The 26,755-nt window shown below is 45.9% G+C and carries 18 protein-coding genes; 6 read left to right on the top strand and 12 right to left on the bottom strand.

The window, feature by feature from the left end; genetic code table 11:
- Nucleotides 1-36: 36 nt before the first annotated feature.
- The 10 genes from ABIO93_RS21160 to nirB form a co-directional block, all read right to left on the bottom strand.
- Complete coding sequence (locus ABIO93_RS21160) at nt 37-3,066, bottom strand: TonB-dependent receptor (protein WP_348071333.1); 3,030 nt, start codon at nt 3,064-3,066, stop codon at nt 37-39.
- Between the two features lie 310 nt (nt 3,067-3,376).
- A complete protein-coding gene (locus ABIO93_RS21155) occupies nt 3,377-4,759 on the bottom strand; it encodes a sulfatase (protein WP_348071331.1) in 1,383 nt (460 codons plus the stop codon).
- Between the two features lie 27 nt (nt 4,760-4,786).
- Nucleotides 4,787-5,716: a hypothetical protein gene (locus tag ABIO93_RS21150; RefSeq protein WP_348071329.1), complete on the bottom strand. Its 930-nt coding sequence runs from the start codon at nt 5,714-5,716 to the stop codon at nt 4,787-4,789.
- 377 nt (nt 5,717-6,093) lie between these two features.
- Nucleotides 6,094-6,489, bottom strand: coding sequence for a type II toxin-antitoxin system VapC family toxin (locus ABIO93_RS21145; RefSeq protein WP_348071327.1), 396 nt, complete (start codon nt 6,487-6,489; stop codon nt 6,094-6,096).
- Nucleotides 6,486-6,719 (bottom strand): prevent-host-death protein, encoded by a 234-nt coding sequence (locus ABIO93_RS21140; protein WP_348071325.1) that lies wholly within the window; start codon nt 6,717-6,719, stop codon nt 6,486-6,488. Before ABIO93_RS21140 ends, ABIO93_RS21145 begins: the two co-directional genes overlap by 4 nt.
- Before the next feature lie 65 nt (nt 6,720-6,784).
- Nucleotides 6,785-7,702 carry a ThuA domain-containing protein gene (locus tag ABIO93_RS21135; protein ID WP_348071323.1) on the bottom strand — a complete coding sequence of 306 codons (918 nt, stop codon included), beginning with the start codon at nt 7,700-7,702 and terminating at the stop codon, nt 6,785-6,787.
- An 81-nt stretch (nt 7,703-7,783) separates the two neighbouring features.
- Nucleotides 7,784-8,461: a response regulator transcription factor gene (locus ABIO93_RS21130; RefSeq protein ID WP_348071321.1), complete on the bottom strand. Its 678-nt coding sequence runs from the start codon at nt 8,459-8,461 to the stop codon at nt 7,784-7,786.
- A 20-nt stretch (nt 8,462-8,481) separates the two neighbouring features.
- Complete coding sequence (locus ABIO93_RS21125; RefSeq protein ID WP_348071319.1) at nt 8,482-9,912, bottom strand: ATP-binding protein; 1,431 nt, start codon at nt 9,910-9,912, stop codon at nt 8,482-8,484.
- A 4-nt stretch (nt 9,913-9,916) separates the two neighbouring features.
- On the bottom strand, nt 9,917-10,270 hold the full coding sequence (gene nirD / locus ABIO93_RS21120) for a nitrite reductase small subunit NirD (RefSeq protein ID WP_348071317.1): 354 nt from the start codon (nt 10,268-10,270) through the stop codon (nt 9,917-9,919).
- 44 nt (nt 10,271-10,314) lie between these two features.
- Nucleotides 10,315-12,831, bottom strand: a complete 2,517-nt coding sequence (gene nirB, locus ABIO93_RS21115) for a nitrite reductase large subunit NirB (RefSeq protein WP_348071315.1) — start codon at nt 12,829-12,831, stop codon at nt 10,315-10,317.
- Nucleotides 12,832-13,106: 275 nt separating this feature from the next.
- Between nirB and cobA the strand changes: the two genes are divergently transcribed.
- From cobA to ABIO93_RS21085, 6 genes are all read left to right on the top strand, one after another.
- Nucleotides 13,107-13,865, top strand: coding sequence for a uroporphyrinogen-III C-methyltransferase (gene cobA / locus ABIO93_RS21110; RefSeq protein ID WP_348071311.1), 759 nt, complete (start codon nt 13,107-13,109; stop codon nt 13,863-13,865).
- A 34-nt stretch (nt 13,866-13,899) separates the two neighbouring features.
- On the top strand, nt 13,900-15,258 hold the full coding sequence (locus ABIO93_RS21105; protein WP_348071309.1) for an alginate export family protein: 1,359 nt from the start codon (nt 13,900-13,902) through the stop codon (nt 15,256-15,258).
- A 49-nt stretch (nt 15,259-15,307) separates the two neighbouring features.
- On the top strand, nt 15,308-16,618 hold the full coding sequence (locus ABIO93_RS21100) for a NarK family nitrate/nitrite MFS transporter (RefSeq protein ID WP_348071307.1): 1,311 nt from the start codon (nt 15,308-15,310) through the stop codon (nt 16,616-16,618).
- Nucleotides 16,619-16,778: 160 nt separating this feature from the next.
- Entirely contained in the window at nt 16,779-20,309 is a 3,531-nt protein-coding gene (locus ABIO93_RS21095; protein WP_348071306.1) for a molybdopterin-dependent oxidoreductase, read from the top strand.
- A 25-nt stretch (nt 20,310-20,334) separates the two neighbouring features.
- Nucleotides 20,335-21,810 (top strand): rubredoxin, encoded by a 1,476-nt coding sequence (locus tag ABIO93_RS21090; RefSeq protein WP_348071304.1) that lies wholly within the window; start codon nt 20,335-20,337, stop codon nt 21,808-21,810.
- Nucleotides 21,810-22,280: a nitrate reductase associated protein gene (locus ABIO93_RS21085; protein WP_348071302.1), complete on the top strand. Its 471-nt coding sequence runs from the start codon at nt 21,810-21,812 to the stop codon at nt 22,278-22,280. The genes ABIO93_RS21090 and ABIO93_RS21085 overlap by 1 nt, the downstream gene beginning before the upstream one ends.
- Before the next feature lie 7 nt (nt 22,281-22,287).
- Here ABIO93_RS21085 and ABIO93_RS21080 read toward each other — a convergent pair whose 3' ends face one another.
- A complete protein-coding gene (locus tag ABIO93_RS21080) occupies nt 22,288-24,414 on the bottom strand; it encodes a metallophosphoesterase (RefSeq protein ID WP_348071300.1) in 2,127 nt (708 codons plus the stop codon).
- A 48-nt stretch (nt 24,415-24,462) separates the two neighbouring features.
- Nucleotides 24,463-26,715 carry a M1 family aminopeptidase gene (locus ABIO93_RS21075; RefSeq protein ID WP_348071298.1) on the bottom strand — a complete coding sequence of 751 codons (2,253 nt, stop codon included), beginning with the start codon at nt 26,713-26,715 and terminating at the stop codon, nt 24,463-24,465.
- Between the last annotated feature and the right edge of the window lie 40 nt (nt 26,716-26,755).

Genomic DNA, 26,755 nt, shown 5'->3' with positions numbered 1-26,755 from the left:
TCTGTATTTGAAATTCATTTTGAGCAGGTATCTATTTTAAAATGAAATACTTAACCCTGCCAAAAAGCTTTTGGAAGAAGGATAAATACTGTAATCAATGCCTTGCCCGAGCGTGCTTTGCTCATTGCGGCTCACCTCGGGATCAAAACCTGTGTACTTCGTCCATGTCGCCAGGTTGGCAGCGGATACATATACTTTGATCTGGCTTGAATGAATTTTGGAAGCAATGCTTTTAGGAAAATTATAGCCTAATGTGACATTTTTCAACCTAAGAAACGATGCGTTTTCTACATATCTGCTGGTGTTAACAGGCGCGGGATCCTCGAATGCGCGTTGTACATCATTGGTGGGATTGGTAGGCGTCCAGCGGTCATAAGCTGCCGTAGAAGCATTTTGCTGGCCTGTCAGCAGTTCCAGCTGCTGTCTATTCTGGTTAAAAAGCTTATTACCATAAGTGCCCTGCAAGAAAACACTCAGATCGAAATTCAGATATGACAAAGTATTGGTAATCCCACCCTGGAACTTGGGTTGGGCATTCCCGATCCATGTGCGGTCGTCGGCTTGCGTGATTTTGCCGTCACCATTCACGTCGACATATCGTCTGTCACCGGGTTTTGTTGTCGCAGGATTGATGGTAGGAAGATTGGCTATATCATCACCCGTCTGGAACAACCCATTGGTTTGGTACCCATAAAAAGATCCGAGCGGCTGGCCTACCTGCGCGATGTTCGCACCCGAAATAATGTAATCTGCACCATCGCCGAGCGTCAGAACTTTATTCCGGTTCAACGAAAACACAAAATTGGTGTTCCATGAAAATGGCCCAGTGAAATTTTCGGTATTGATACCCAGCTCGATTCCTTTGTTTTCAACTGATCCGTAGTTCTGTAATGCAGTCGATTGGCCGGTAGTGTACGGAATCGGAACATTCAGCAGCAGGTTTGTGGTCTTTTTGTAATAGGCGTCAAATACAAAATTGATGCGGTTTTTGTAAAGTGAAAGATCGATACCTCCATCGTATTGTGCAGTAGTTTCCCAGCCCAGATCCGGGTTTGCGATACGGTTTGGAGCAAAACCAATGTAAGTCTGTCCGCCGAAAAAGTATGTACTGGAACCCAAAGTCGCCAGCGAAAGGTACTGGCCGATTTCCTGATTACCCGTCACACCTGCACTCAGACGCAGTTTCAGGTTGCTGATGGTTTTGTAGGAAGAGAGAAAATCTTCGCGGGAAATATTCCATGCAAAAGCGGCGGAGGGAAAATAGCCCCACTTTTTGTCCTTACCAAATCGCGAGGACCCGTCGGCACGACCGCTAACCGTAAAAATGTATTTCTGGTCGATCGAATAATTGACCCTACCCAGGAAAGAATTCAGCGCCCAGGCCGAGTAACCTGACTCTGGCTGCGTGTAAACCGATCCGCTGCCCAGGTCATTATATTCTAGTTGATCCGTGATAAATGCCTGAGAACCGGCGGTTGCATTTTCCGCTTCAAATGCCTGCTGCGTGTAGCCGACTACCACGTTGAATGAATGCTTGTTACTGAATGTTTTGGAATAGCTCAATGTATTCTCATTCAGCCAGGTAGATGCAAATTTTGTCCCTACATAAGCTTTGCCGGTTGGATTGGAATTCGCTCCTTGGTAAATATCGGAAGGTATGTAGCGGTTTTGCTTATTATTAATGATGTCGGTACCAAATGAAACTTTGGCAACAAGGCCTTCAAAGAATGTGTATTCGCCGTAAACATTTCCGAGCAAACGATACGTCTTTGTTCTGTTCACTTCTTTTTCCAAAGTAGCGATTGGGTTACCCAATGGCGTCTCGAATTCACTTTGATAGGTATATTTTCCATTGGCATCACGCACATTCACGGCGGGTGGCATTGACAGTAATCCATTCACGATCCCTGCATTCGCTACCTGAGCGGTGATTTTGCTGGCAGTGAGGTTCACGCCGACTTTGAATTTGGAAGAAAAATCACGTTCGAGATTAACCCTTCCCGAGTACCTTTCGAAATCGGTATTGAGCAGGATACCGTTTTGTTTAAAGTAATTTCCCGAGATCGCATAACGTGTCCGGTCATCACCGCCCGTCAATGAAATCTGATGGTTTTGAATGGACGCGCTGCGGAATGCTTCGTCTTGCCAGTCAGTCCCCTCACCGAGGTTATTGATCTGATCTTGTGTATAATAAGGTGCTTTCCCCGAATTGACGCGTGCCTCATTTTTGAGCAAAGCCCAATCTTTCGCACTGGTTATGACGTCTACTTTTTTTAGTATTTGCTGAGAACCGTAGTATGCATCATATGTCAATGTATTCTGCCCTGCTTTTCCTTTTTTGGTGGTGATCAGTACCACACCATTCGCACCGCGGGAACCGTAAATAGCTGTTGCTGAGGCGTCTTTTAGTACTTCAATGGACTCAATATCGCTTGGATTGAGACTTGCCAATGCATTGATACTTGGCCCGGCAGTTACACCCGCACTGGCATCGCCATTGCTGTTGTAGACCGGAAATCCGTCGATCACATACAAAGGTTCGTTACCGCCCGTGATGGAGTTACCACCCCGGATCCGAATGCTGACCGCCGCGCCGGGCTGGCCCGAAACCTGGGTCACCTGCACACCGGCAGCTGCACCCTGCAATGCGCGATCGAATGAGCTGATGGGCTGTTTGAGAGCAAGTTGCGGTACAGACGAAACGGAACCGGTAATGTCCCCCTTTTTCTGAGTTCCGTAACCAATGACGACGACTTCGTCCAGTACATTGGCGGTTTTCAAAACGATCTCCGACGGCTCGTCAGACAGTTCATAAATGTCAATTTCCTGCTGCTCGTAGCCGGTGATGTTAACCTGTAATGTGAATGGGAAATCCTTGGGGGCGGCAAGGTTAAACTTGCCATCAAGGTCGCTGCTAGCGTATTTGGCAGTTCCTTTTAAAACGACCGTGGCACCAGGGATCGTCTGACCTGACCCATCCTTTACAATACCAGTGACTACTTCCTGGGCATGGGCATAGCTTAAAATTCCTGTGGTGCACAGGAAAAAGTAAATGTACTTCTTCATTATCAAGGTTAAGTAATTAAATAAAAGATACGGGTAAAATGGATTTTATTTATTCACTACGATCGTCGACAATCCACGCACAGCGCACAAACGCTACCGCATGCATATATACGTACAACCATGTACGCGAACTCCTGTCCCCGCTAATGGAAGTAAGCGGGCATTTGTAAATGTACCGTCAGGAAATGGTGGCTATTTCCAGTCGACAGGTTTAATCAAAATATACTTAATCTATGTATTTTATAGGCAAAGTAAATTTATAAGATTCAGTAAAACAAATATTGCTTTTCTTTATTGTTACGGGATCCGGCTATTTGCCATTCTTTTTTGCTGTTGCACGTTCAGCCCGTTTTTTGATATGGCTGTCATCAGATGGCATTCTCTGAACCAGGGCCTCAGGTGTGTCTCCGATCTTGGCTTGGTAAGTAGTGAGGGCAGTTAATAGCTCCTTTGCTTTTTCAGGATTAGATTTGAGAAGACTATTTTTCTCTCCAATATCTGTTTTGAGATTAAAAAGCAATGTATCAGTTGCAGGAACAATGATAATTCCATTGATTTTGGTATCAGGTTGCGGCAGACGGATTTTCCAATCGCCTTTGCGAAATGCTTCGATGATGCCATTAGAATAATAGGCAAACTCCTGACCTTTCCTTTTGCCGGTACCGAACAAGACCGGGCTTATATCTTCACCGTCCAATGGCTTTTTAGTCTGCGTTTTCTGACTGCCCGTCAAACCAATGATGGTCGGATACAAATCCAGCTGAGAAGCCAGATCTTCGTAAACTGTCCCCGGTTTGATTTTTCCCGGCCAGTATGCCACGGTCGGCACGCGTTGTCCGCCTTCAAAAGTAGTCCCTTTTCCCTGACGCAATGGTCCGGCGGAACCTCCCTCAATGTCGAAAATGAGCCACGGGCCATTGTCACTGGTAAAAACAACCAATGTATTTTCTTCCAAACCATTCTTTTTCAATGCTCTCACCACTTCGCCTACGCTCCAATCAATCTCTTCGATTACATCCCCGTACAAGCCTCTTTTGGATTTTCCTTCAAATTCAGGCGAAGCGTACAGGGGAACGTGAGGCATATTGTGAGTCACATACAGGAAGAACGGTTTGTCTTTATTCTTGTCGATAAACTTCACCGCCTCGTTCGTGTAGGTTTTGGTAATATACTTTTGATTGACCTTGATACTGTCCACATCATTGCCTCTCAGGTACACAACTCCCTGCATATCATTGCTGTACGGAATTCCGTAGTATTCGTCAAAACCATTTTGAAGTGGTAAAAACTGACGGTGGTGACCCAAATGCCACTTACCGAAAATAGCAGTTTGATATCCATTCCCTTTCAATGCTTCCGCGATCGTCACTTCTTCGGCAGGAATCCCGGTAAAACTTTCCGGAAAGAACACGTGATCAATACCCAGTCTGCGCGGATACCGACCCGTGATGAGAGCGGCGCGTGTAGGGCTGCAGACAGGTGAGCTGGAATAAAAAGAAGTCAATTTCAAGCCTTTGGTGGCCAGATTGTCAATATTAGGCGTGCGAATGTCAGTCGCGCCGAATGTACCGATATCGCCATAACCCAGGTCATCAGCCAGAATGACGACGATATTGGGCTTGTCACTTTTTTTCTGTGCAAATACAGTCAAACTCGCGGCCAGAAGAACGGTACTCAGCAAAATTCTTTTCATAAATGAGGGCTTCAAAAACAATGGTCTCTATTTTACTGCTTCGAATCTTTCCAGCTTTTCTTTTTCATCTGCCAAACGTTTGGGTTCTGCTTTCAGGTAGCCAAACTGGTGCAAATCTTTATCGGCGTTGGCCGCTACCCAAAGCAAAAATTTCTTCGCCTCAGGATTGGAATTATGCTTATCAATTGAAAAGTGAATATACTCAATCGGCACATTTTTCACCTTGTTATTTTCAAGACTGGTAATGACCTGATCCAAGTTTTCCAATGCTTTCTCTTCTTTCGAAACGCGTCCATTTCCGTCCAGATCTACCGGAATGACCGTAATTCCATCAATCGGTTTCCTCGATTGCAAGTCATACGCCAAACCAGGGGTCGTGTAACTGATCCCTGTCTCGTCTTTCAAAAGCGCTTTGATCAAATGCTCGTCCGCACCTGCGATGGCCTTTCCTTTGATATTCTGTTGTTCATAGCCAAAATATTTGGCGAAAGTCAAAGGAGCACCAGCTTTCTGAAGACGGGTATAAATAGTAAAAGGAGTGGTAATGGATTTATCTTTTTCGGCATAAATGTCATGAAAGAACACAGATTTGTAGGTCTTCTCATTCAAGCCTTTTTCAACATATTCTTTGGCAAATGCAGACTTAGCATTGGCAACCGGCAACAAGGCATACCGCCCAACCGACAGATACTCACGGGTTTCCTTCACCTCTTTGTCCTGATCATAAGCCTCGATCAACAAGTCATATTTCTGCGGATCGGTGATGGTTCTTGTTTCAATAACAATCTGAGATTTTGGATTCGCAGTGGTGTAGTCTTTGATCCATTTTTCAACCAATGGATATGCAAACCTTACACCTGTGATAACTACCTTATTATCAGCCGTTTCCTGCGCAAAAACAGGAACAACAACCAGAGACAGAACTGACGCAACCAGTAATGATTTAAATTTTTTCATGATTATAAAGTAGTAGTGATCGATGTGTCCGTGCATGGCATTGCCACCACGCAGATTTAATAATTGAGTAAAAGGATTGAATATCAGGCCTGAAAACTTATCGTATTCAGAATAAGAAGATTAGCAGCAACAACAGGAATCCGAAGGAAGCCAGAAATATAAACATGACACCACCATAGGCACAATTTTACATTGCGAAGAATATTGATTCATCGATTTCATTATTGAAATGGATTATATGATTATCTCTCGTGTTGGTGGTTAACAAGAAAGAATCCTACTAATTTGATAGACAAAGTAAAGTTAAAGAAAATGAAATAGCAAGAAGTTTCCTGATTTTAACTGAAATAAGGATGATTAAGGCAACTATGTCTTGCTTACCAGACTACTTTCAATCCTTCTGAAGTATAATTTTTGATGTTATCGTCATCACTGATCAGGGTGTAGCGATTCGAAATCGCTTGCCAGATCAGCATACGGTCGAACGGGTCTTTGTGGTGGGCTTTAAGCTGGTGATAGGTACTGCTCGTATCCATTTCCAAATTCAGAATTTCAAAACCTGTATCAAGACAAGCGTCGGGAAACTGATCCGGTAAAAGGCCACCAAGATCTAGTTTACCCAATGAATACTTCAAAGATATTTCCCAAAAACTAATAGTGCTCACAATGACCTGATCATCGCTTTTGACTAATATATTCTTAACTGTTTTTGATAATTTACCTGTTTCTGTCAGTGCCCAAATTAAAGCGTGTGTATCTAATAAATATTTCATAGGCCTAGAAACTCTTCTTCTGTCATGTTAAAGTCTTCTTTAAAAGTAACTTTTCCTTTGCCCTCCAAAATCCCCAGCTTCCTGGGCTCTTTGTTTTCCTCCTTCGGTACCAGGAATGCCTTTACTTCCTTTTTCCTCCCAAAAGTGATCCCTATTTTCTCGCCTTTCTCTACTTCTTTCAGTACCTGCGAGAAATGGGCCTTGAACTCCCCTACGCTCATTGTTTTCATGACATCTCTCTTTATTACAACCAAATATAGTCAAAGTTGTCAACTTGTCAAATTCAGATTTCAACTTAGTTAACCCGTTTTGTCAATGCATTCAATTCACTCTGGGTGGGTGTAATTGACGGGATGCCTTGTTGCGGAATTTCTACTTTGGCGGTCCAGGCAATCGCATTCAACACTAACCTCCTGAAACTATCATTTTGCCAATTGTTATGAATATGCCCGCCAGTAAAGCCGAAGCCTCTTCCTCCACCGGGGCGGTCATAAGTCCAGGCCAGCACCTGCATCTTTTTCTTATTTACAACTTCATCTTTAACAGCCGGATTGTTTGAATGTGTCCCCTCGGGCCGGTTTAGTGTAGCTTCGGGCGGCAATGCTTGCAGTATGGGAGTCACGTTTTTCATTTGGTCTACGAATCGCATGTGATAGTACCATTCGTCGGTAACACCAAACGGTTTTACGCCATTGGCAACAGGATGATCGGGAAAGCTGGCAAAATTCGCTTCCCAAACAGGGTTTACCGACCAGTTGATTTCAAAATAACCTCCTATCCAATTCAGAAAACGGCCGCCACTTTCTCCCTGGGGTACTTCGAGTGCAAAATGAAGATTAACCAGCCCGATGCCTTTCCTCATCAGCTTATCCAGCTCTGCTGTGTGTTTGAGCGCCATGTGATCACCGCCGCCGTCCATGTATAGCACGATCGCATCCGCATCGCCGAGTACCGTACTGTCTTTCGGCCACTCGTTGTGAACGACTATTGCATTGACCCCGGGAACATTGTCATTCAGCGCCTTGGCAAGCAAGGTACTGCCGCCATTGTGTTCGTGTTCGCCTTTTCCGTGACTATCGGGACCAGCGATGAAAACAATTTTCTTCTGCGCTTGTTTGGTTGGAGAAACAGCCGCATTGCTTTGGCTTCGGCCTGATAAGCTTACGCTCAGCGCCAAACAGCACCCTATGATTTTCAATTTTATGCCTGTCATGATCCATTGATTTAAATCAGGATTTCCATTTTCAGAAATCAAATAAACCTTTGACAGACATTAAAAAATCAGGCCATTTGCCTATTGAGTTCTGGCTTTCAATGCCAGGCTGATCAATTCCGCGGTATTTTTCACGTTTGCTTTTTTCATAATACTCGCACGCTGGTTCGCGACGGTATTGGAGCTGATGTCAAATTTCTCTGCAATGTCTTTGCTGCTCATGCCCTCGGTGAGGCATCTGAGAATTTGTTGCTCTCGGGGTGTGATCATTTTCCAGACACTGTTGCCCGCTGTTTCTTCGGGTGCTGTGATCGTTTCAACCGCAGTTCTGGCAACTTGTTTGATGAGGTTACGGATGATCACCGACGATGCGTAGGGTGGATAATATAATTCTCCCTTGGCAATGCTCCGGATCGCTTTCAGCATTTCGTCCCTGCTGGTGTCTTTTTGCAGATATCCCGCTGCTCCGCTCAATGCCGACGAAAGCATATAATCCGGATTACTATGCATGCTGAATACCAATATTTTAACTGCCGGAAATGCCGGTACCAGTTGCTTGATCACTTCAAGACCAGATACACGCGGCATGGTCAGATCAAGCAGAATAACATCGGGCTTTACCTGCTCCACAGAATCCCACACCTCGTCCCCGTCCGATGCCTCTCCGACAATCAGCACGTCCTCCTCGTCTTCCAGCAGCGCAATAATTCCCTGCCTTACAACGGAGTGATCATCGACAACTAGGATTCTAATAGGCATTTTGATGTTTTCGGGGAAAATTACAAATCAACCGTGATACTCAGCTTTGTTCCGCTGTCGACTTTCGAGACTATTTCCATTTTCCCGTTCAGCAGCTGAGACCTTGTACGAATGTTTTCCATTCCATTACGGTTCAAAGAAAATCCTTCTTCTGATTTCAAATTACTAATTAAAAATCCTTTTCCGTCATCGGTAATTTCCAAAACTATACGATTCTTATTTCGTTGCAATTTAATCTTGATCCTATCCGCATTTGAATGCTTAACCGCATTATTCAATGCTTCCTGGGCAATGCGGTACAAGCCGATCTCCATGGGTTGACCCATCACGATCCGCTCGCTGGTATCTCCGTCAAATTCAATGTTGATGCCGGACGACTCTGCCGTTTGTTCACAAAGTAACCGCAGCGCTGACGCCAGGCCAAAATCACTCAGCACAGATGGCATCAGATTGAATGATACCTGTCTGGTTGTCTGGATGGTATCCTGGATCAGCTTCACCAGTTGCTCAAATCTTCTTTGTTGTTTTTCATCATGAAATTGCACCGATTTTAGCTTTTCGGCGTGCAGTTTGAGGCCGGTCAGCATCTGGCCAATTCCGTCGTGGAGTTCCAATGCAAAGCGTTTCCGTTCCTCCTCTTGTCCTTCGATCAATGCTGCGGCCCTGACGCGATCTTCGGCCAACTGCAATTCATACTTTTCCCCCTCCACCCTGAGCAGCTCATTCTGCGCTTCCATCAGTTGCTGGTTCGCTTCTTTAAGTTTTTGATTGGATAATTGCAATGCATCCTCCGACTCCGTGAGCATCCTGACTACTCTCCTCGTGGTATTCACTACCGGCCTGAAAATCAGCAAACCCTCCGCGATCAATACCAGGATCGTCATCAGGTCCAGGATCCATTCAATCCTTTCCAGGTTTTCAAGTCTTTGAAAACTTTCTTTGTCAAACTGAAAAACGATCTTGTCCATTTTGGCAAGAAACAACGGTTCGTTTGCCAATATCTCAGACAATGCATTTTGCTTTTCCGCCTGCGAAACAGAGTCCGCTCCGATGAGCAAAAAGTTTTGATAAATACGATTGAAAACCGGTGCCAGGTCGTGGAACATCGTATCCAGCGCCTGGCTTTTCCAGGTCACAAAACCACGACCAACCGGTAATATTCTCTGACCCAGGTTTTCATTGCTTTCTTTCCACAATTGCAGCAATGAGCTGAAACTAACCGAGTCTTTATGTTCCCTTCCTTCAATTTTAAGAATCGCCAGCTTGGTAAGACGTTGACTCAGCATGCGTTGTCTTCCCGCCACATTCACGACCCTACCGTCGTGGTTAAGGTTACTGATCGTTCTCCTGATCAGGAATAAACCACTGATAGTCAGCATGGCAACAACACAAAGTGCTACTACATAAAATCGTGTCAGACTGCCTGCTACGCGTTTGTCTAGTCTCTCCATTCGCTCATAATCCGATGTACACCAGGTTTTCTTTCACCATAACCGGGAAGGTGTTGATTTGGTAAGTCTCGTCGTTCAGACATTGGCCGCTTTGCAATGAAAAGGTTTTTTTGTGAAAAGGACAAGCCACTTTTGGTTCTCCGTCCTGGCTTCCGATCATCCCGCGCGACACGGCCATTTGCTGGCGGTGCGGACATTGGTTATCAGTTGCGTACCATTCACCTCTTCTGGTAAAGTTAAATATAGCGATTTGTTTTCCGTCAATCAGCGCGCAGCCGCCGCCATCTTCCGGAATATCGTTGACATGACAGGCCCTATGCCAGGTTACCAGGTTTTTTGTGTCAGTTATTGTTTCCATGTTTTTGTTGGTTTTGACTGTGAGTCTTTGTGAGTCGCTGGGTGTTATGCCCACTCTTTTGCACGTTTTTGATCACGCATTTCCTCGAAAGTGATCGTTGGATCTTTTACGGGTGTATTTACAAAATGGGTAAACCGTTTCCGCAGCTCAGGACTTTCCACCACTTCCTTCCATTCACATTGATACACATCGATCAGTTTCTGCATATCCGCTTCCAGTTCCTCTGCAATGTCCAGGATATCCTCCACCACCACGGCTTTCAGGTACGCGATACCGCCTTCCATTTTGTTCAGCCAGGTAGCAGTCCGGGTAAGCGGGTCGGCTGTTTTGATATAAAACATCAGGAAGCGGTCGATCAGTCTGATACAAGTTTCCTTGTCTACGTCCGTTGCCAGCAAATGTGCGTGCTGCGGTTTGGAACCACCATTGCCACAGACGTATAGGTTCCAGCCTTTTTCAGTGGCAATAATCCCGAAATCCTTGCTCTGCGCCTCCGCACATTCACGGATACAGCCAGAGACCGCTGATTTCAATTTGTGTGGGGAACGTAATCCTTTGTACCGGTCCTCTACTTCGATCGCAAAAGAGACTGAATCCTGAACTCCAAAACGGCACCAGGTGGATCCAACGCAGCTTTTTACAGTTCGCAATGATTTTCCATAAGCATGCCCGCTTTCAAAACCAGCGTTAATCAGCTTTTCCCATATATCAGGAAGATCTCCGAGGTGCGCACCGAACAGGTCGATCCGCTGGCCGCCCGTGATTTTGGTATACAAGCCATATTTTTGCGCAACCTGACCAATAATGATCAGTTTTTCAGGCGTTATCTCACCACCAGGAATCCTCGGAACAACCGAATACGTACCTCCTTTTTGGATGTTGGCAAGATATCGGTCATTGGAATCCTGGATCGGGGCCCTGTCTTTTTGCAAAATATTTTCATTCCACAAACTAGCCAGTACCGACGCGACCACCGGCTTGCATACTTCGCAGCCGTCGCCTTTTCCAAACTCATTCAAAACAGAACTATATGTTTTCAATCCCTGCATTTTCACCAGATCAAGCAGCTCTTGTCTCGAATGATCAAAGTGTTCGCAAACTACATTCCGCACGTACAATCCCTTTTGCTTCATTACACCAGAGATAATGTCCTTCACCATCGGGACGCATCCGCCGCAGCCAGTACCGGCTTTGCAGGATTTTTTCAGAGCGTCAATGGTCTGGTGGCCATTTTCTCCCACTTCATGACAGATCATTCCTTTGGTAACCGCCTCACAGGAGCATATCAAAGCATCGTCCGGAAAACTCATTACCCCGGCACCAGCCTCTTCCCCACCTCTTGATCCCAGGATCAAATCTTCTGAATCCGGTGGCAGGATCGTTTTGTTTTTGCAGGTTTGCAGCAACATATTATACTGCTCCGCATCACCGACCAGTATCCCTCCCAACAAGGTTTTCCCGTCGGTACTTACATTGATTCTTTTATAAACACCTTTTGCCTTATTCTCGTAGCGTACTGTTTTACAAGCTGGCTCTTCAATAAATGGATCACCAAAACTTGCCACATCCGTACCGATCAGTTTCAGCTTGGTCGACATATCATATGGCAAAAACTCCTTTTCTCCGCCCGTCAACATCATAGCAACCACATCGGCCATTTCATACCCCGGCGCAATAAGTCCGTAGATCATATGGTGAGCCAATGCACACTCTCCGATCGCAAAGATGGAAGGGTCCGAAGTTTGCAATTGATTGTTCACCACTATACCTCCTCTCGGATGCGTTTCCAGACCGGCGATTTTGGCCAGCTCGTCCCGCGGGCGTATCCCTGCCGATATCACCAGCATATCCACGTCCAGGAATGAATTATCAGCGAATTGCATTCCTTCAATGCAATCGCCACCTTTTATTTCCTGTGTACTTTTCGAAAGATGTATTTGAAGGCCCAATGATTCCAATTGCCCTTGCAACATGCGTGAACCTGCATCATCTATCTGCCTTGGCATTAACCTTGGAGCAAATTCGACTACGTGCGCTTCCTGCAATCCAAGGTCCAGCAATGCTTTCGCAGCTTCCAATCCCAGTAGCCCGCCACCTAGCACCGCACCCTTTTTTGCCTTGCGTGCATACGACTGAATGAATTCCAGATCTTCAATGGTACGGTACACAAACACCCCGTCTTTTTCAACACCCGGGATCGAAGGAACAAATGCTCCTGAGCCCGTTGCTAGTACCAGGTAGTCATAATGTACTATATGTCCATGGTGTGACCTGACTAGTTTTTCTTCCCTGTCAATGTCTACAACGGGATCAGACAAAAACAGCCGTATTCCGTTTTCCGCATACCACTCTGCTCCTGCCAATGTGAGGTCGTCTGCTGTTTTACCAGCAAAGTATTCACTCAAATGCACTCTGTCATAGGCCACACGGGGCTCTTCTCCAAAGACTGTGAGTGTAATTTGCTGACCATCTTTTTTTCTGTTCAGCAACTTCTCACAGAATTTGTAGCCGACCATACCATTGCCGACAACGACAACATGGGTGTTTGAGGTAGTGTTCATAGTAAATAATAACTATTAATTTGTGAATACATTATTATTTTATTGTATTATTAAAATATTAAGCCTCTGTTAACTAAATCTTCGATGGTCAAAATTAAATCGCATTTATTCATTTTCCTAATTTTTTATTCGTGTATATGGTTAAAACTAAACATATATTTTGGCAAAATGATTGTTTTATAAAATATTGCTCTTAATTTTGATGCAACAAATGATATAGTTATAATTTACTATATATAGTACATTTCTAATATTCACTCAATTATATATAAGAGATGGAGGCGAAACTGACACTGGTAGGAGCTGGCCCGGGAGACGCGGACTTAATCACGCTGAAAGGAATCAAGGCACTTAAAAATGCGGACGTTATTCTCTACGATGAACTGGCCAACGCCGACATCCTGGAATTTGCTCCGGAGCATGCATTGAAAATGTACGTAGGCAAAAAAGCCGGCAACCCATCCTTCTCTCAGGAAGAGATCAATGGATTGATCGTACGCCTTGCACGTAAGCGCGGACATGTGGTGAGATTGAAAGGCGGAGATTCGTTCGTATTCGGCCGTGGCCATGAGGAAATGGAATATGCCAGAGATCATGGCGTTGCTTGCGAAGTGATCCCCGGTGTGTCCAGCTGCATTGCAGTACCTGCTTCTCTCGACATTCCGGTTACACGCCGCGGGGTGAGCGAAAGTTTCTGGGTGATCACCGGTACTACACAAAATGGAGAGCTTTCGGACGACATCAGTCTTGCAGTTCAGTCAAAAGCGACGGTGATCGTTTTGATGGGTATGAGCAAACTGCCTGAGATCTGCGCGCTTTACAAACATTTCGGAAGAGGACATTTGCCGATGGCAGTGATCCAGAATGGTACCCGCCCGGACGAAAAGAGCGTAATGGGGCAGGTTTGGGAGATACCCCGACTGGTAAAAGAAAACAATATCGGCACACCTGCCATCATGATCCTGGGCGAAGTGGTTGCACTACACCCTTCCTATGCCCTTGAATATTTGCAGAGTATGAGTTTAGTATCCTGAAATTCCCCGAGCACTCCAATTAATCAACGATCATATGAAAACAACAGTTTACCTCCTTTTGCTGGGTATCACCGCGATCAGCTTGCTGGCCCCGGGTGCGTCCTACGCCCAGATCAGTGTTTCGGGACAGTTGAGAACCCGGACAGAACTTTTACACGGACAAGGTTCTCCTTTGTCAAAAAGCGACAAGGCAGCGTTTTTCACTTCTCAGAGAACCAGATTGAATGCAGGTTACAAGGGTTACCGGACACAGTTTTTCGTAGCCGTTCAGGATGTGCGGGTATGGGGACAGGATGCTTCTACTAACAACCGTATTACCAATCAGGGACTTAACGGCCTGATGCTGCATGAGGCCTGGGGTGAAATAAGCCTGCTGGATACGAACCAAACCAAGTTGGGAAAAGAATTTGCTCTAAAAATCGGTCGGCAGGAGTTGCTGTATGATGACAGCCGGGTGCTGGGTAACCTGGACTGGCTGCAACAAGCGAGACGCCATGATGCTGCTTTGATAAAATATGGAAACAACGGCTTCACCGCACATTTAGGATTTGCGTATAACCAAAACCGTGAGCTAAAAAACGGGACTTTATATGACGGTGTACCTGTCGGCTACACAGCGGGGACCAATGGAATCGGCACCATGTATAAATCCCTGCAATTCCTTTATTTAGGCAAGAAATTAAAACAGGGAAATGCTTCGTTTTTGATTTTGAAAGACGATTTTCAAAAATATACACTTGCTGAAACCGGCGTTAAAACAGTACAAAAAGGAACCTGGAACAGGGTAACATTAGGCCCTTACCTGCAAACTAAACTGGGTAAATCCTGGAACCTGACTGCCAATGCATACTATCAGGCAGGGAAAGACAAGGACGGTAAATCATTGAGCGCCTATATGTATTCGGTACGCGGGTTGTATACCATGAACAAGGCATTCTCTGTCGGTCCGGGCTTTGACTACACCTCTGGAACAGGCACAGGATCAGGCAAAAACAGGACATTCGATCCACTTTACGGAACACCACACAAGTTCTGGGGCCAAATGGATTACTTCTATGCAGCCAACGGTTTCGGCAAAGGTGGTCTGACAGATTTTTACATTAATACGGTGATCAAGGCTTCGGAAAAGCTGGTCGTACAAGCAGATCTCCACCAGTTTTCCAGCTCTGCGCAGATTCGTAATGCCAATGACGAAAAGCTGTCCGCCAATTTCGGTAACGAACTGGACATTATAGCAACTTACAACCTTACCAAAACAATCAGTTTCCAGGGCGGCTACTGCACATTCCTTTCCACCAACAGCCTGGCGCAGGCTAAGGGAGTGAAAGACCCGCAAAAAATGGCTAACTGGGCATATCTGATGATTAATATCAAACCTGAATTTTTAAAATAAGACATAAGCATTTCCTGTAACAACCATCAATCTCATAACTCTTATTACTATGGAAACGACTAATAAGCCGCTTGAAAAGTTGAACATTTTCAGTTTCAAAGGCGTACAAATGCGCACCTTCCACCTTACCTGGATGGCGTTTTTCCTTTGCTTCTTTGGATGGTTCGGACTGGCACCATTAATGACCGTCATTAAAACGGATCTTGGCCTGACCAAAAGCCAGATCGGAAATATTATCATCGCATCTGTTGCCGCGACCGTCGTCGCCCGTATTCTGATCGGGAAACTTTGCGACACCTGGGGGCCAAGAAAAACCTACGCTGCATTAATGGCCATCTGCTCCATACCGGTCATGAGCGTTGGACTGGTTCACTCTTATGAAGGCTTTCTGCTTTTCAGACTGGCCATAGGAGTGATCGGCGCGTCATTTGTGATCACACAATACCATACTTCTGTGATGTTCGACAAAAAAATCGTCGGAACTGCCAATGCAGTCGCAGGTGGCTGGGGTAACCTGGGTGGCGGCGTTACCAACATGGTTATGCCATTGGTTTTCGCAGGTTTTGTGAGCATGGGTTACCTGCCCGAGTCGGCTTGGAGAATTGCGATGGTGATCCCAGGTGTAATGCTTTTTGTTTTCGCATTTGTTTATTACCGGTTTACAAAAGATACCCCAGCAGGTAACTTTGAAGAGTTGGCGATCGCCAATCCAAAAGCTGTAAAAACCAAAGGCTCATTGCTGGAAGCGATGAAAGACCCTCGCACCTGGGCACTTTTCCTTGCCTACGGAGCTTGCTTTGGCATTGAAATTACATTCGATAACGTAGCTGCGCTTTACTTTTTCGAGAACTTCAATACAACATTGGCCACTGCCGGTATTCTTGCAGGAGCATTTGGTTTCATGAATATTTTTGCCCGTGCCGTGGGTGGTATCGTGGCTGATAAGGTTGGAAATAAATACGGAATGATCGGTAAGGGGCGCTTGCTTGCTCTTTTATTGGCCATGGAAGGAATCGGGATCGCACTTTTCGCACAAAGCGGCAGCATTACAGTGGCAGTAATCACGATGCTTTTGTTCGCTATGTTCCTAAAAATGGCCAATGGTGTTACTTACGCCATCGTACCTTTTATTAACCGCAAAGCGATTGGTTCCGTGAGCGGGATTGTCGGTGCGGGAGGTAATGTGGGCGCGGTAATGGCAGGGTTTCTTTTCAAATCCAGCTCCATCTCTTACTCTGAGGCATTCATGTACATTGGGGTTGCCATTGCTTGTATAGCCGCAGTAGTAGCATTGATCAATTTCGACAAAACCAGAAGCGTAGTGGCCGAAACCGGAGCACTGGAAACAGCCGAGGCATAACAGAAAAAGGAGGCCCCGCCGGGGCCTAAAAATCATGAACATCAAATCATTTCCTAGAAACAGGGGCTCCTCCGGAGCCAAAAATGCTGATCGTACGCACTAACCAAGCAGCAGAGCGGCTAGCTGTTTCTAGAAAAAGAATCCATAACATCATCCCATCATGAAAACGACATCCAATTCCTTCAAATCAACCTGCTGCTACTGTGGCGTGGGGTGCGGGGTCGTGGTTACGAAAGAAAGCAATGGTCACCTGACACTGGAAGGCGATAAGGAACACCCTTCGAACAAAGGAATGCTTTGTTCGAAGGGAATGAACCTGCATTACACGGTGATGGACCAGTCGGACAGGCTGCTGTATCCGCAAATGCGCCTCAACCGGTCCATGCCTCTGCAAAAAGTAAGCTGGGATGATGCTTTGGAGAGAACTGCTGCTGTTTTTAAAACTTTTATAAAAAAATTCGGGCCTGATTCGGTCGCTTTTTACGTATCCGGTCAATGCTTGACAGAAGAATATTATCTGGTCAACAAGCTGATCAAAGGTTTTATTGGTTCCAATAACATTGATACCAACTCGCGCCTTTGTATGAGTTCTGCGGTGGTGGGTTACAAGCTCGCACTGGGCGAGGATAGCGTGCCGGTTTGCTACGATGACATCGAGGCGGCCGATGTGATCTATGTTACCGGGGCGAATCCTGCCTGGTGCCATCCCATTATCTGGCGCAGAGTGGAGGCTCATAAAGCCGCTAATCCGCATGTAAAGATCATTTGTGCCGATCCGCGCCGCACTGACACCGTTCGTTCTTCGGACCTGCATTTGCAGATCAGCCCTGGTACAGACATTGTTTTGAACAATGCTATTGGCAGGATATTGGTTGAAAATGGCCACGTCGACAGTGATTTCATCCGCGATCATGCTGACGGCTATCAGGCCTTTGTTGAAAAAATTATGCAGAGAACCATTCAGGAAGCGGCCGACATCTGCGGTATCCAGTCGGGTGCCATCGAACAGGCTGCTGAATGGATTGGAGAGGCAAAAGGATTTTTGTCTTTCTGGACAATGGGGCTCAATCAGTCGGTGATAGGTGTGAATAAAAACCTTTCCCTCATCAATTTACATTTGATTACCGGCAAAATTGGCAAGCCAGGTAATGGACCCTTTTCACTGACCGGACAGCCCAACGCCATGGGCGGAAGGGAAACCGGCGGCCTCGCCAACATGCTGCCAGGTCACCGGGAAGTGTTGAATGCTGACCACCGGGAGGAAATGGAAAACTTCTGGAAAGGCCCGGTTAAAATTGCTGAAAAGCCTGGTTTGACAGCCACCGAAATGTTCGAAGCATTGGCCGATGACCGTTTGAAAGCCATCTGGATCATTAACACCAATCCTTTGGTGAGCATGCCGGATATCAATGTCGCCGAAAGTGCATTGAAAAACGCCCGGTTCGTCGTGGTACAGGATGTTTCCAACCGTGCTGACACGGTACATTTTGCTGACGTGGTACTGCCTGCCGCAGCCTGGCTGGAAAAGGAAGGTACTATGACCAATGCCGAAAGGCGCATCACTCATTTACCAAAAGCCATCGACGCACCCGGCGAAGCATTGCCCGATTCGGAGATCATCTGGCGATTTGCAGAAAAAATGGGTTTTGGGAAGTCGTTTAATTATCAGAACGTATCGCAGGTTTACGATGAATATGTGCAGGTTACGGCTGGAACGAGCATTGATATCACCGGTGTAAATTATGATTTGATACAAAAAAACAGAACTATCCAGTGGCCTTTGCCAGCCGGTCAAGCGGCAAATGACGGCGAAATGCCTGGTACCAAGCGGCTTTTTACGGATCATCAGTTTTATACAAAAAACAAAAGGGCGCAGATTCACGCGCTCAACGACGAAAATACGTCGGAACAGCCGGACGAAGATTTCCCGCTGGTACTGACTACCGGCAGGATTCGCGACCAGTGGCACACGATGACCAAAACCGGCCGCGTCGCTAAATTGAACAAACATACCCCCCAACCTTTTGTACAAATCCACCTGGAAGATGCACGAAACCGCGGCATTGAGGAAGGTCAGCTCGTAACGGTGAGCGGTCGTCGTGGCGAAGTTCGGGTAAAGGCTCAGGTCACCGATGACGTACGTCCGGGTCTCTGCTTTTTACCCATGCACTGGGGAAAAATATTGGGTAGCAACCTCGGCAGGGCTAATAACCTGACCAACAACCTGGTTGACCCAAAATCCAAAGAGCCTGACTTCAAGTTTTCCGCAGTGCAAGTTGCGGTGTATAAAAAGCCATTTGAAAAAATCATCATTATCGGCGCTGGTTCAGCGGGATTAGGGTTTATTAATACCTATCGTAGCTTGAATCAGGACGACGAGATCCATGTTTTTTCCAAAGAAATTTATCCGTTCTACAACCGCGTCATGCTGCCAGACTACATCAGCGGCGCGCAGAACTGGGAGCAACTTGTAAAACTGCGCGAAGATCAGTTTGAGGAAAACAATATCATTGTACATAAGGGTATCAGCATTGTTCATATTGACCGTAAACACAAGACCATTATTGACTGTAATGGCCTGGAACACAGCTACGACAAACTAATCCTGGGCATGGGCAGCAAGGCATTTATGCCCAAAGGCGTACCTAACCTGCCCGGTATTTTTAATATGCGGTCGCGGATGGATGCCGATGCGCTCCTGCCATTCTTAAAGCAGCCTGATCCGCATGCTGTCATTGTTGGTGGCGGTATTCTCGGCCTGGAATTGGCGGCTTCCTTTCGCGAAATGAACATTAAAGTAAGTGTGGTTCAACGAAGCGGGCGGTTTATGGAACGTCAACTGGATCCGCTGGCGAGTGAATTGCTGTATCAGGAATTGCTGAACCGCGATGTCGAAATGTATTTCAATGATGAAGTTGCGACATTCACTGGCTCTGAAAAAGTGGAAGGGCTGAGACTGAGATCGGGCAGAAAAATCAATTGCCATGTTGTTGTTCTTGCAATTGGGACCGAACCCGTCATTGATCTTGCCAAAGAAGCCGGACTGGATTACAAACGTGGTGTGGTGGTTAACGATTACCTGCAAACATCGGATAAAGATATTTATGCAGCTGGTGAAATTGCGGAATGGAACGGGCAAATGTGGGGCATTACCCTAGCGGCGGAACAACAGGCGGAAGTGATCGCAAAGTACCTCTCGGGTGATATTTCGCAGCCTTACACCGGCAGCACTTCCATGAACATCCTCAAAATGGAAGGCCTGCACCTGTGTAGTATAGGGCTTATCGACGTTCCTGCCAACGATCCGGCTTACGAGCAGATCGTGTTTATTGATAAATCGAAAAGGTATTATAAAAAATGTATCGTACACCGCGATAAGCTTGTTGGGACGATCCTGATCGGAGATAAAAATGAGTTTCTTGAATTCAGAGACCTCATTGCCAATGGTATTGAGCTGTCCGATAAGCGTTTGCAGCTGCTACGCGCCAGCCAGAAAGCCGAGCCGTTACAGGGAAAACTGGTTTGTTCATGCAATAATGTAGGCCAGGGCAATCTGGAAAATGCCATTGCGGGTGGGTGCAGCGACTTCCAGACACTATGCCAAAAGACTGGCGCCGGAACCGGATGTGGCTCATGCCGCCCGGAAGTAAGGGCCATTTTGGAAAAAATGACAGAAGCGGCGTTGGTATGATCACTTCATTCAAACAGGAAAAGCGATGAGAGATTATTATAACATCAAAATTAACCTGCCTGGCGGCATCGCTTCTCCGGGCTATCTGAAAGACATTTTGTCTATCGCGTGGGATGCTAATGTGCGCAATGTGCGTTTTGGTTCACGCCAGCAAATGCTGATGACGGTTCATTACGAGGATATGCGTTTTCTCGAACGGAGTTTCAAGGAAATGGGTGTTAATTATGAAACCAATACGGACAGAAATCCGAACATTGTAAGCTCCTACTGCGGCGAAGACGTTTTCAGGACGGGACAATGGCTGGTCGCGAATGAATACCACAGCGTATTGGATAGCATCGATTTCGACCCGCTCTTGAAAATCAATATTTCGGATTCCAATCAGAGTTTTACGCCTTTTTTCACCGGTAACCTCAACTTCATTTCCTCGCCGGAACCGCATTTCTGGTATCTGTATGTACGTTTCAGACAAAGTAATGTGATTTTCAAATGGAAGAACATGATCTACACCAACGAGATTGGAAAGGTTGCGAAAACCGTAGAAACTTGCATGTTATCGGGTGAATGTAATGATGAGGAATCACTTTTTCGGGCGGTAAAAAGGCAAATACGATATGTTTCCCAACCTGCCACGCAGGAGCTGGAATTGCCTTCTTTCACACTTCCTTACTATGAAGGTTTTAACCGCTACGAGTCGCGTACCTGGCTAGGCCTTTATCGCCGTGACGAAAAGTTTCCCATCGAATTACTGCTTGATATTTGTGCATTATGTCTCAAAACAAGAATCGGGGAAATATGCACAACACCATGGAAATCGCTGGTAATCAAAGGGATCATTGATCAGTACCGAGCCGAATGGAGTGGAATTCTGGGTAAACACAATATCAATGTAAGGCATGCCGCCAACGAACTGGCCTGGCAAACGGAGGACCATAACCAGGATGGCGCTATCCTTAAAAACAAGCTGCTGCGGTACTTTGAAAAGAACGATACCCGCACATTCGGGCTTTGTTTCGGTATCCAGACCCGTAATAAATCAGAAGTTTTTGGCTCTATATTGGTAAAAAAGCGTCCTTTGATAAAGATCGGACAACTTGCGCTATTCAGTTTGTATGACATTTACTACACTGAGAATTTCAACCCTAACAGCCGCAATCAACTGCTTTTTGAGAAGGGACTTTTCAAAATTCACGTCGCCGTGCAGCTGGAACGTTTGTGCCGGAGATTCAATAACCAGCGCTCCAAGGAGACTTTCGGTACGCTCGCCATTGAACCGGATGAGTTGAAAACGATTCCAAAATACACCAAACTGGTGCATCAATGTCCGGATTGTCTGACGGTCTACGACCCTGAATTTGGAGATATTTCCAAAAACATTTCCGTAGGAACGCTTTTCGATGAACTTCCCGAGACCTATTGCTGCTCCACCTGCGACACGCCAAAATCAGAATTGCAGGCCATTGAAATAAACAAATTAATTGCCCTAAACACAGCAGCGTGATGAATACGTTTGAAATTAAAACGCAATATTTTCAGTTTGAAAGCGATTTCGTTGACAATTTGAGATGCATACCGATGATCGTGCGCTACAAACTGGACACGTGCAGGATTAAGTTGCAGCTGTCCGACTGGGTAAAATTGAATTACCAGGAAAAAGACCAGCTGGCAGAATTACCATGCTCACTTCCGGCTGACATTCAACACTATGCGGATTTCGTAAACAACCTGGTTGTGAAATATACCGGCGAAATCCCCAACGTTTTGAAAACGCTAAACGACAACTGGGTTTATACACAACAAATACCAGACGAAGTCATTTCCAAAGCGCAGGAATGGAAATGCCCGGATATTACTATTACCCAATGGAAAAACCTGGATTTACTACAACGTTTCGCGCTGGTAAAGCTCAGCCGGTCAGGACACGAGGGTAAAAACTTCCCTGGGGCATTTCGTGAATTTCAGATTATTTAGGTGACAATTACTCAATCACTAACTTTTTAACAATCTCCCGATCCTTCATTTTGATGTTCAGGAAATAGATCCCTGATTTCAGTTTTCCCGTTGGCAGCGACTGCCATGTGCTGGTTATGGTCATGGATTGCGTCCTTAAAATATTTCCCGACGAATTACTGAGTACAATTTCTGTTTCTAATTGCTCCGTCCCCGTCAATCGGATTTTAGTGTCCTGCCCTGAGGAGGGGTTTGGAATAATAACGACATCCAGACTTTCCGAAGCATTTAATTTGACAGCAATGATCCGCGAAAGCTGCGATTTCATGTCAAAATCAAATTCCCTGAGCCTATAATACAGTATTTTAGAATTCAGGCTGGCAGCGTTCTCGTCGGCCCAACTATAAAACTGGTCTTTGACGGCATTTCCAGAAGCTTTTACCTGCCCTATGTCCTTAAAATCGATGCCATTCAATGATCGTTCGACGGCAAAATAAGCAGCATTTTCTTCTTCCGATGTTTGCCACTTCAATGAAATGTAATTCTGATTGGTCACATTCCCTTCAAAAGAAACCAGCTTGACTGGCAAAGGATTGGTCACCTGGACATCAAAAGTATCGCTCAGGCATTCTAAGCCATCTTTTACAACAAATCGGGTATCGACCACCGGTGCTACATTGATGGATCTGTTGGATGCCCCTGTACTCCATATATAGTTTCCAATATAAGATGAATTAAGCGTTATAGTCTCTCCCTTTTCAATCGAAAGGTTCGTTTTCTGGTTTACATCTTTCTCAATCGCAAACTGATCGCGGACTACACCATCCGCTCCTACCCACCTGATATCCATTCGATTATCCTCTACTTCCAACATCAAAGCTCCCCCGTGCGTAGGGTCAGCATAGGGTAAAGCGTCATGTGGGTAACCCGCTTTGCTCCCGCCAAGCTGCCCAGCCGAGCCTGATACGACATACACCGTCCCCTCATTTCCCACCGTTTTTTTGAAGTAAGGACACGAATCGACCGAACCGTCGTACTTACCGGACGAAGAACTCAAATGATAGGAAGGATTGAATGTGTTTTCCAAGCCGTAATGTCCTTTCATCAATCGGGACCGTTCATAATCGTGACTATGTCCGCACAAAATGAGATCGACCCCATTCCGCTCCAAAATCCTGATAAAGTTTTCCCTGATTTTCATCAGCTCATCCTCGATGTCAGAATCATGTGAACCTTTGGTAAACGGTGGATGATGCCAGTACGCCACTACCCAATCTTTATTGGCATTTGCGGCCAGGTCCTGCTTGATCCATTGAACCTGCTTGCCTAAGGTGTCATACAGTCTCGTGGAATTATCTTCCCTACCGTACGAATCGAGCGAAAGAAAATGAATGTTACCATAGTCAAAAGAGTAATAGGCATTGTTACCAGAGGCAACGCCGCCTGCTTCTCCACCGCTTGGCGATGTAAAAATGCTGTTGTATGGTATAATGTGGTCATTCTGCCGGGCCAGTGTATTGGCGTAGTCGTGATTACCGGGACAAGGGAAGAGTGGGTTTTGTTTAAGAAAACTATCCTTATACACATTGAAAAAGCCACTTTGATATTCAGCATCAGTACCTGCATTGTAGGCATTATCGCCGAGCAACAGCCAGGCATTCATGTAGTTATTGCCCAGATATGCTTTCATCTGTTTACTTACATTCAATTGATTGACGGAATTAGTCCCACAATCCCCGAAAACACCGATCCTGTACTTGCCCATCGCACCTGGAATCGGGCTCGTTTCAAAATAATTATTAGCGTCTCCCTGCAAAAACTCGGTCGTGGAGCCAATGGAATAAAAATACCGGGTTTTAGGCTGTAACCCTGACAACTTCACCGCATGATCAGTAGAGATATTATTATCATCCACATTGACATTCAGCGAATTAGCTGCATCGCCAAAACTCACCCGCCCTGTGGAAGGCAGATCGGTCCTCCATCTGATAATGATACTTGTCGATGTTGCGGATTGCAGATAAGGACCGCGCAGGAGCGTAAGAGCAAGGTCATTCGCGGATTTGTCTAAACCAGCCCCGGCCGCTGAGAGGCCGACGCCTAAATGACAGGTAAACAGCAACATCCGTGATGTTGACGACATGAATGCTTTCATAGTCACAATGTAGTTATAGTGTGCTATTGGTATGCACTTTCAAAAAAGTTATTCTTTTAAAAACCTGATCGTTCCAGCGTCTCTTTGGCTGAGGCTTTTCCATTTCAGAAGGTAAATTCCGGAGGGTAGTTGGGAGACGTTAATAGATTTCTCCTTAGATGAAAAATGATATTCCTGCTGCTGCCGGATCCTTCCTGAAACGTCGTAAATGTGGATCGAAACGGGCCCTGAAACGGAGGAAGGCACATTCAATTGTAAATTTTCCGCGACTGGGTTAGGCGATAGTATGGCCTGGGATTCGCCTGCTAACTTACATTGGGCTGCTATAATCCGGGTTTGCTGCGTTTTACCGTCCAGATCGTGCTCTATGATTCTGTAATAAGTCTTTTGGAAATTAGCCGATGCGTCCACGAAGTGATATGCACTCCTGGCTTTGCTGTCACCTACCGCGCTCACAGACCCTATTTTTTCCCACGAAACGGCATTGGTACTCTTTTGTACTTCAAAATAATCTGCATTCATTTCTTCGGAAGTTTCCCATACCAGCCTTGGCAATGTTCCGTTGCACTCCACGTCGAACCACGAGAATGTGACGGGTAACGGGCCCGAAAATTTGGTGAGGACATTGTTTTTAGTAATCAGCCAAACGTCGGGGTCAAACTCGATTATATCCGCATTAAAACCCAGATTTTCAGTAAACAGCTGGCCATTCGAGGTATTATTGAGCACTACAAGTTTCTGCTGTAAGGTAACAGAGTTCTTGAAAAGCAACGGAACAGGAAGTTGAAAAAAGCTTACCGAGGCGTGTGACGGAGTCTGACTGATTTTCACCTCCACCGAATTCCCCGATGGCGACCAATCTACTTTGTAGGATGGGTAACCTTGCCCGGTGTACCATTGATCAAAGAAATAGGTAAGATTTTTACCACTGGCTATCTCTAAATGACTTTTTAAATGATTGGTAGTAGCAAAACCATACGCCAGCGCGGGGTCATTAATATAATTCTTGATTGCCGTGAAGAATGTCGCATCGCCCAGTATCCAGCGCAGCATATATAGTAAATGCGAGCCTTTGTAGTAGCTAAGGCGGTTACTGAAAATCCGGTTGACATCATTGACATTATCAACCCGCACCGATCCGTCCGGCAAAGAGGTAATGGAATTGATCTCATTGGTACGGCCGGTTTTGATGGTGGCCGGATATTTATTTTCCTTGTAAATACTGGCCAAATGCGTTGCAAAGCCTTCATTCAGCCAGATATCCTCCCAACTTCCGCAAGTCACCTTGTCACCAAACCATTGATGACCGAGCTCGTGGGCAACCAGTCCTTCATTCAGGCTGACCATAAATGAATTGGTCTGATGCTCCATCCCGCCGCCCCATCCAAACTGCACATGCCCGTACTTTTCGTTTTTGAATGGATAATCCCCGAACAAACTGCTATACAACACCATGGCATCCAGTGTGTTTTGCGTGCCTGCCTGAAAAGAAGCCTGGCTCTCGGGGTAACAGTACGTTTTCATCGGAACGCTGGTACCGCTTATCACCACGGAATGATTCAGAAGTGTGTAATTACTGACGGCAAAACATACCAGATAGCTCGCAATCGAATATTTGTGCTTCCAATGGGTTTTTGTTTTACCGCCTGACACAGCTACCTCACTCTGTAACAGTCCATTAGCAGCTGCTTTGTAGGTGGCGGAATGTGTAATGTGAATGTCAACCGAGTCGGCCTTATCGTCCAGACCATTTTTACAAGGCCACCAGTTTTTGCTGCCAAACGGCTCGCTCAACGTCCACATCACGGGAGAGAGCGTAGGCCCGGAACCGTGCGTGGCGGAAACGAATGCATCACCGTCGGTGGGGGGAACACCTTCATATACAATACTGATAGAATCTTTGATGCCGGCCGCAACGGAAGCTGGAAAAGTAATGCTGATGGTGTTATCGGATCGCGTAAAGGATAAGGAACTACCCCGCTGCTTCACCGATGAAACAGAAAGTATATCACTGAGATCCAGTGATATCACATTGCCGGCCGCGCTCATGACAAAGTGGGTTGTGACCGTTCCTTTAATATATCTGACCGCGGGATCTACCTCCCATTCACAACGATAATACTTCACGTCAAAATTATTGGATGCCGCAGATAATGACGCTTTTCTGGATGCATCGAAAAGCTTTTGGTGACTTCTGGCTTCAACCACTGCCATACTCGGGTCCTGCGATTCACGCGTCGCTATCTGCGCATGTGCCGCACAACAAAAAGCAGTAAGCCAGAGCGCCAGAAGTATCCTCATGAGATCATTTTTGAAAGAAATAACATCATTATTTTGACAC

This window comes from Dyadobacter sp. (assembly GCF_039919315.1).
Taxonomy (GTDB): domain Bacteria; phylum Bacteroidota; class Bacteroidia; order Cytophagales; family Spirosomataceae; genus Dyadobacter.
This window is presented reverse-complemented; position numbering and strand designations above follow the sequence as displayed.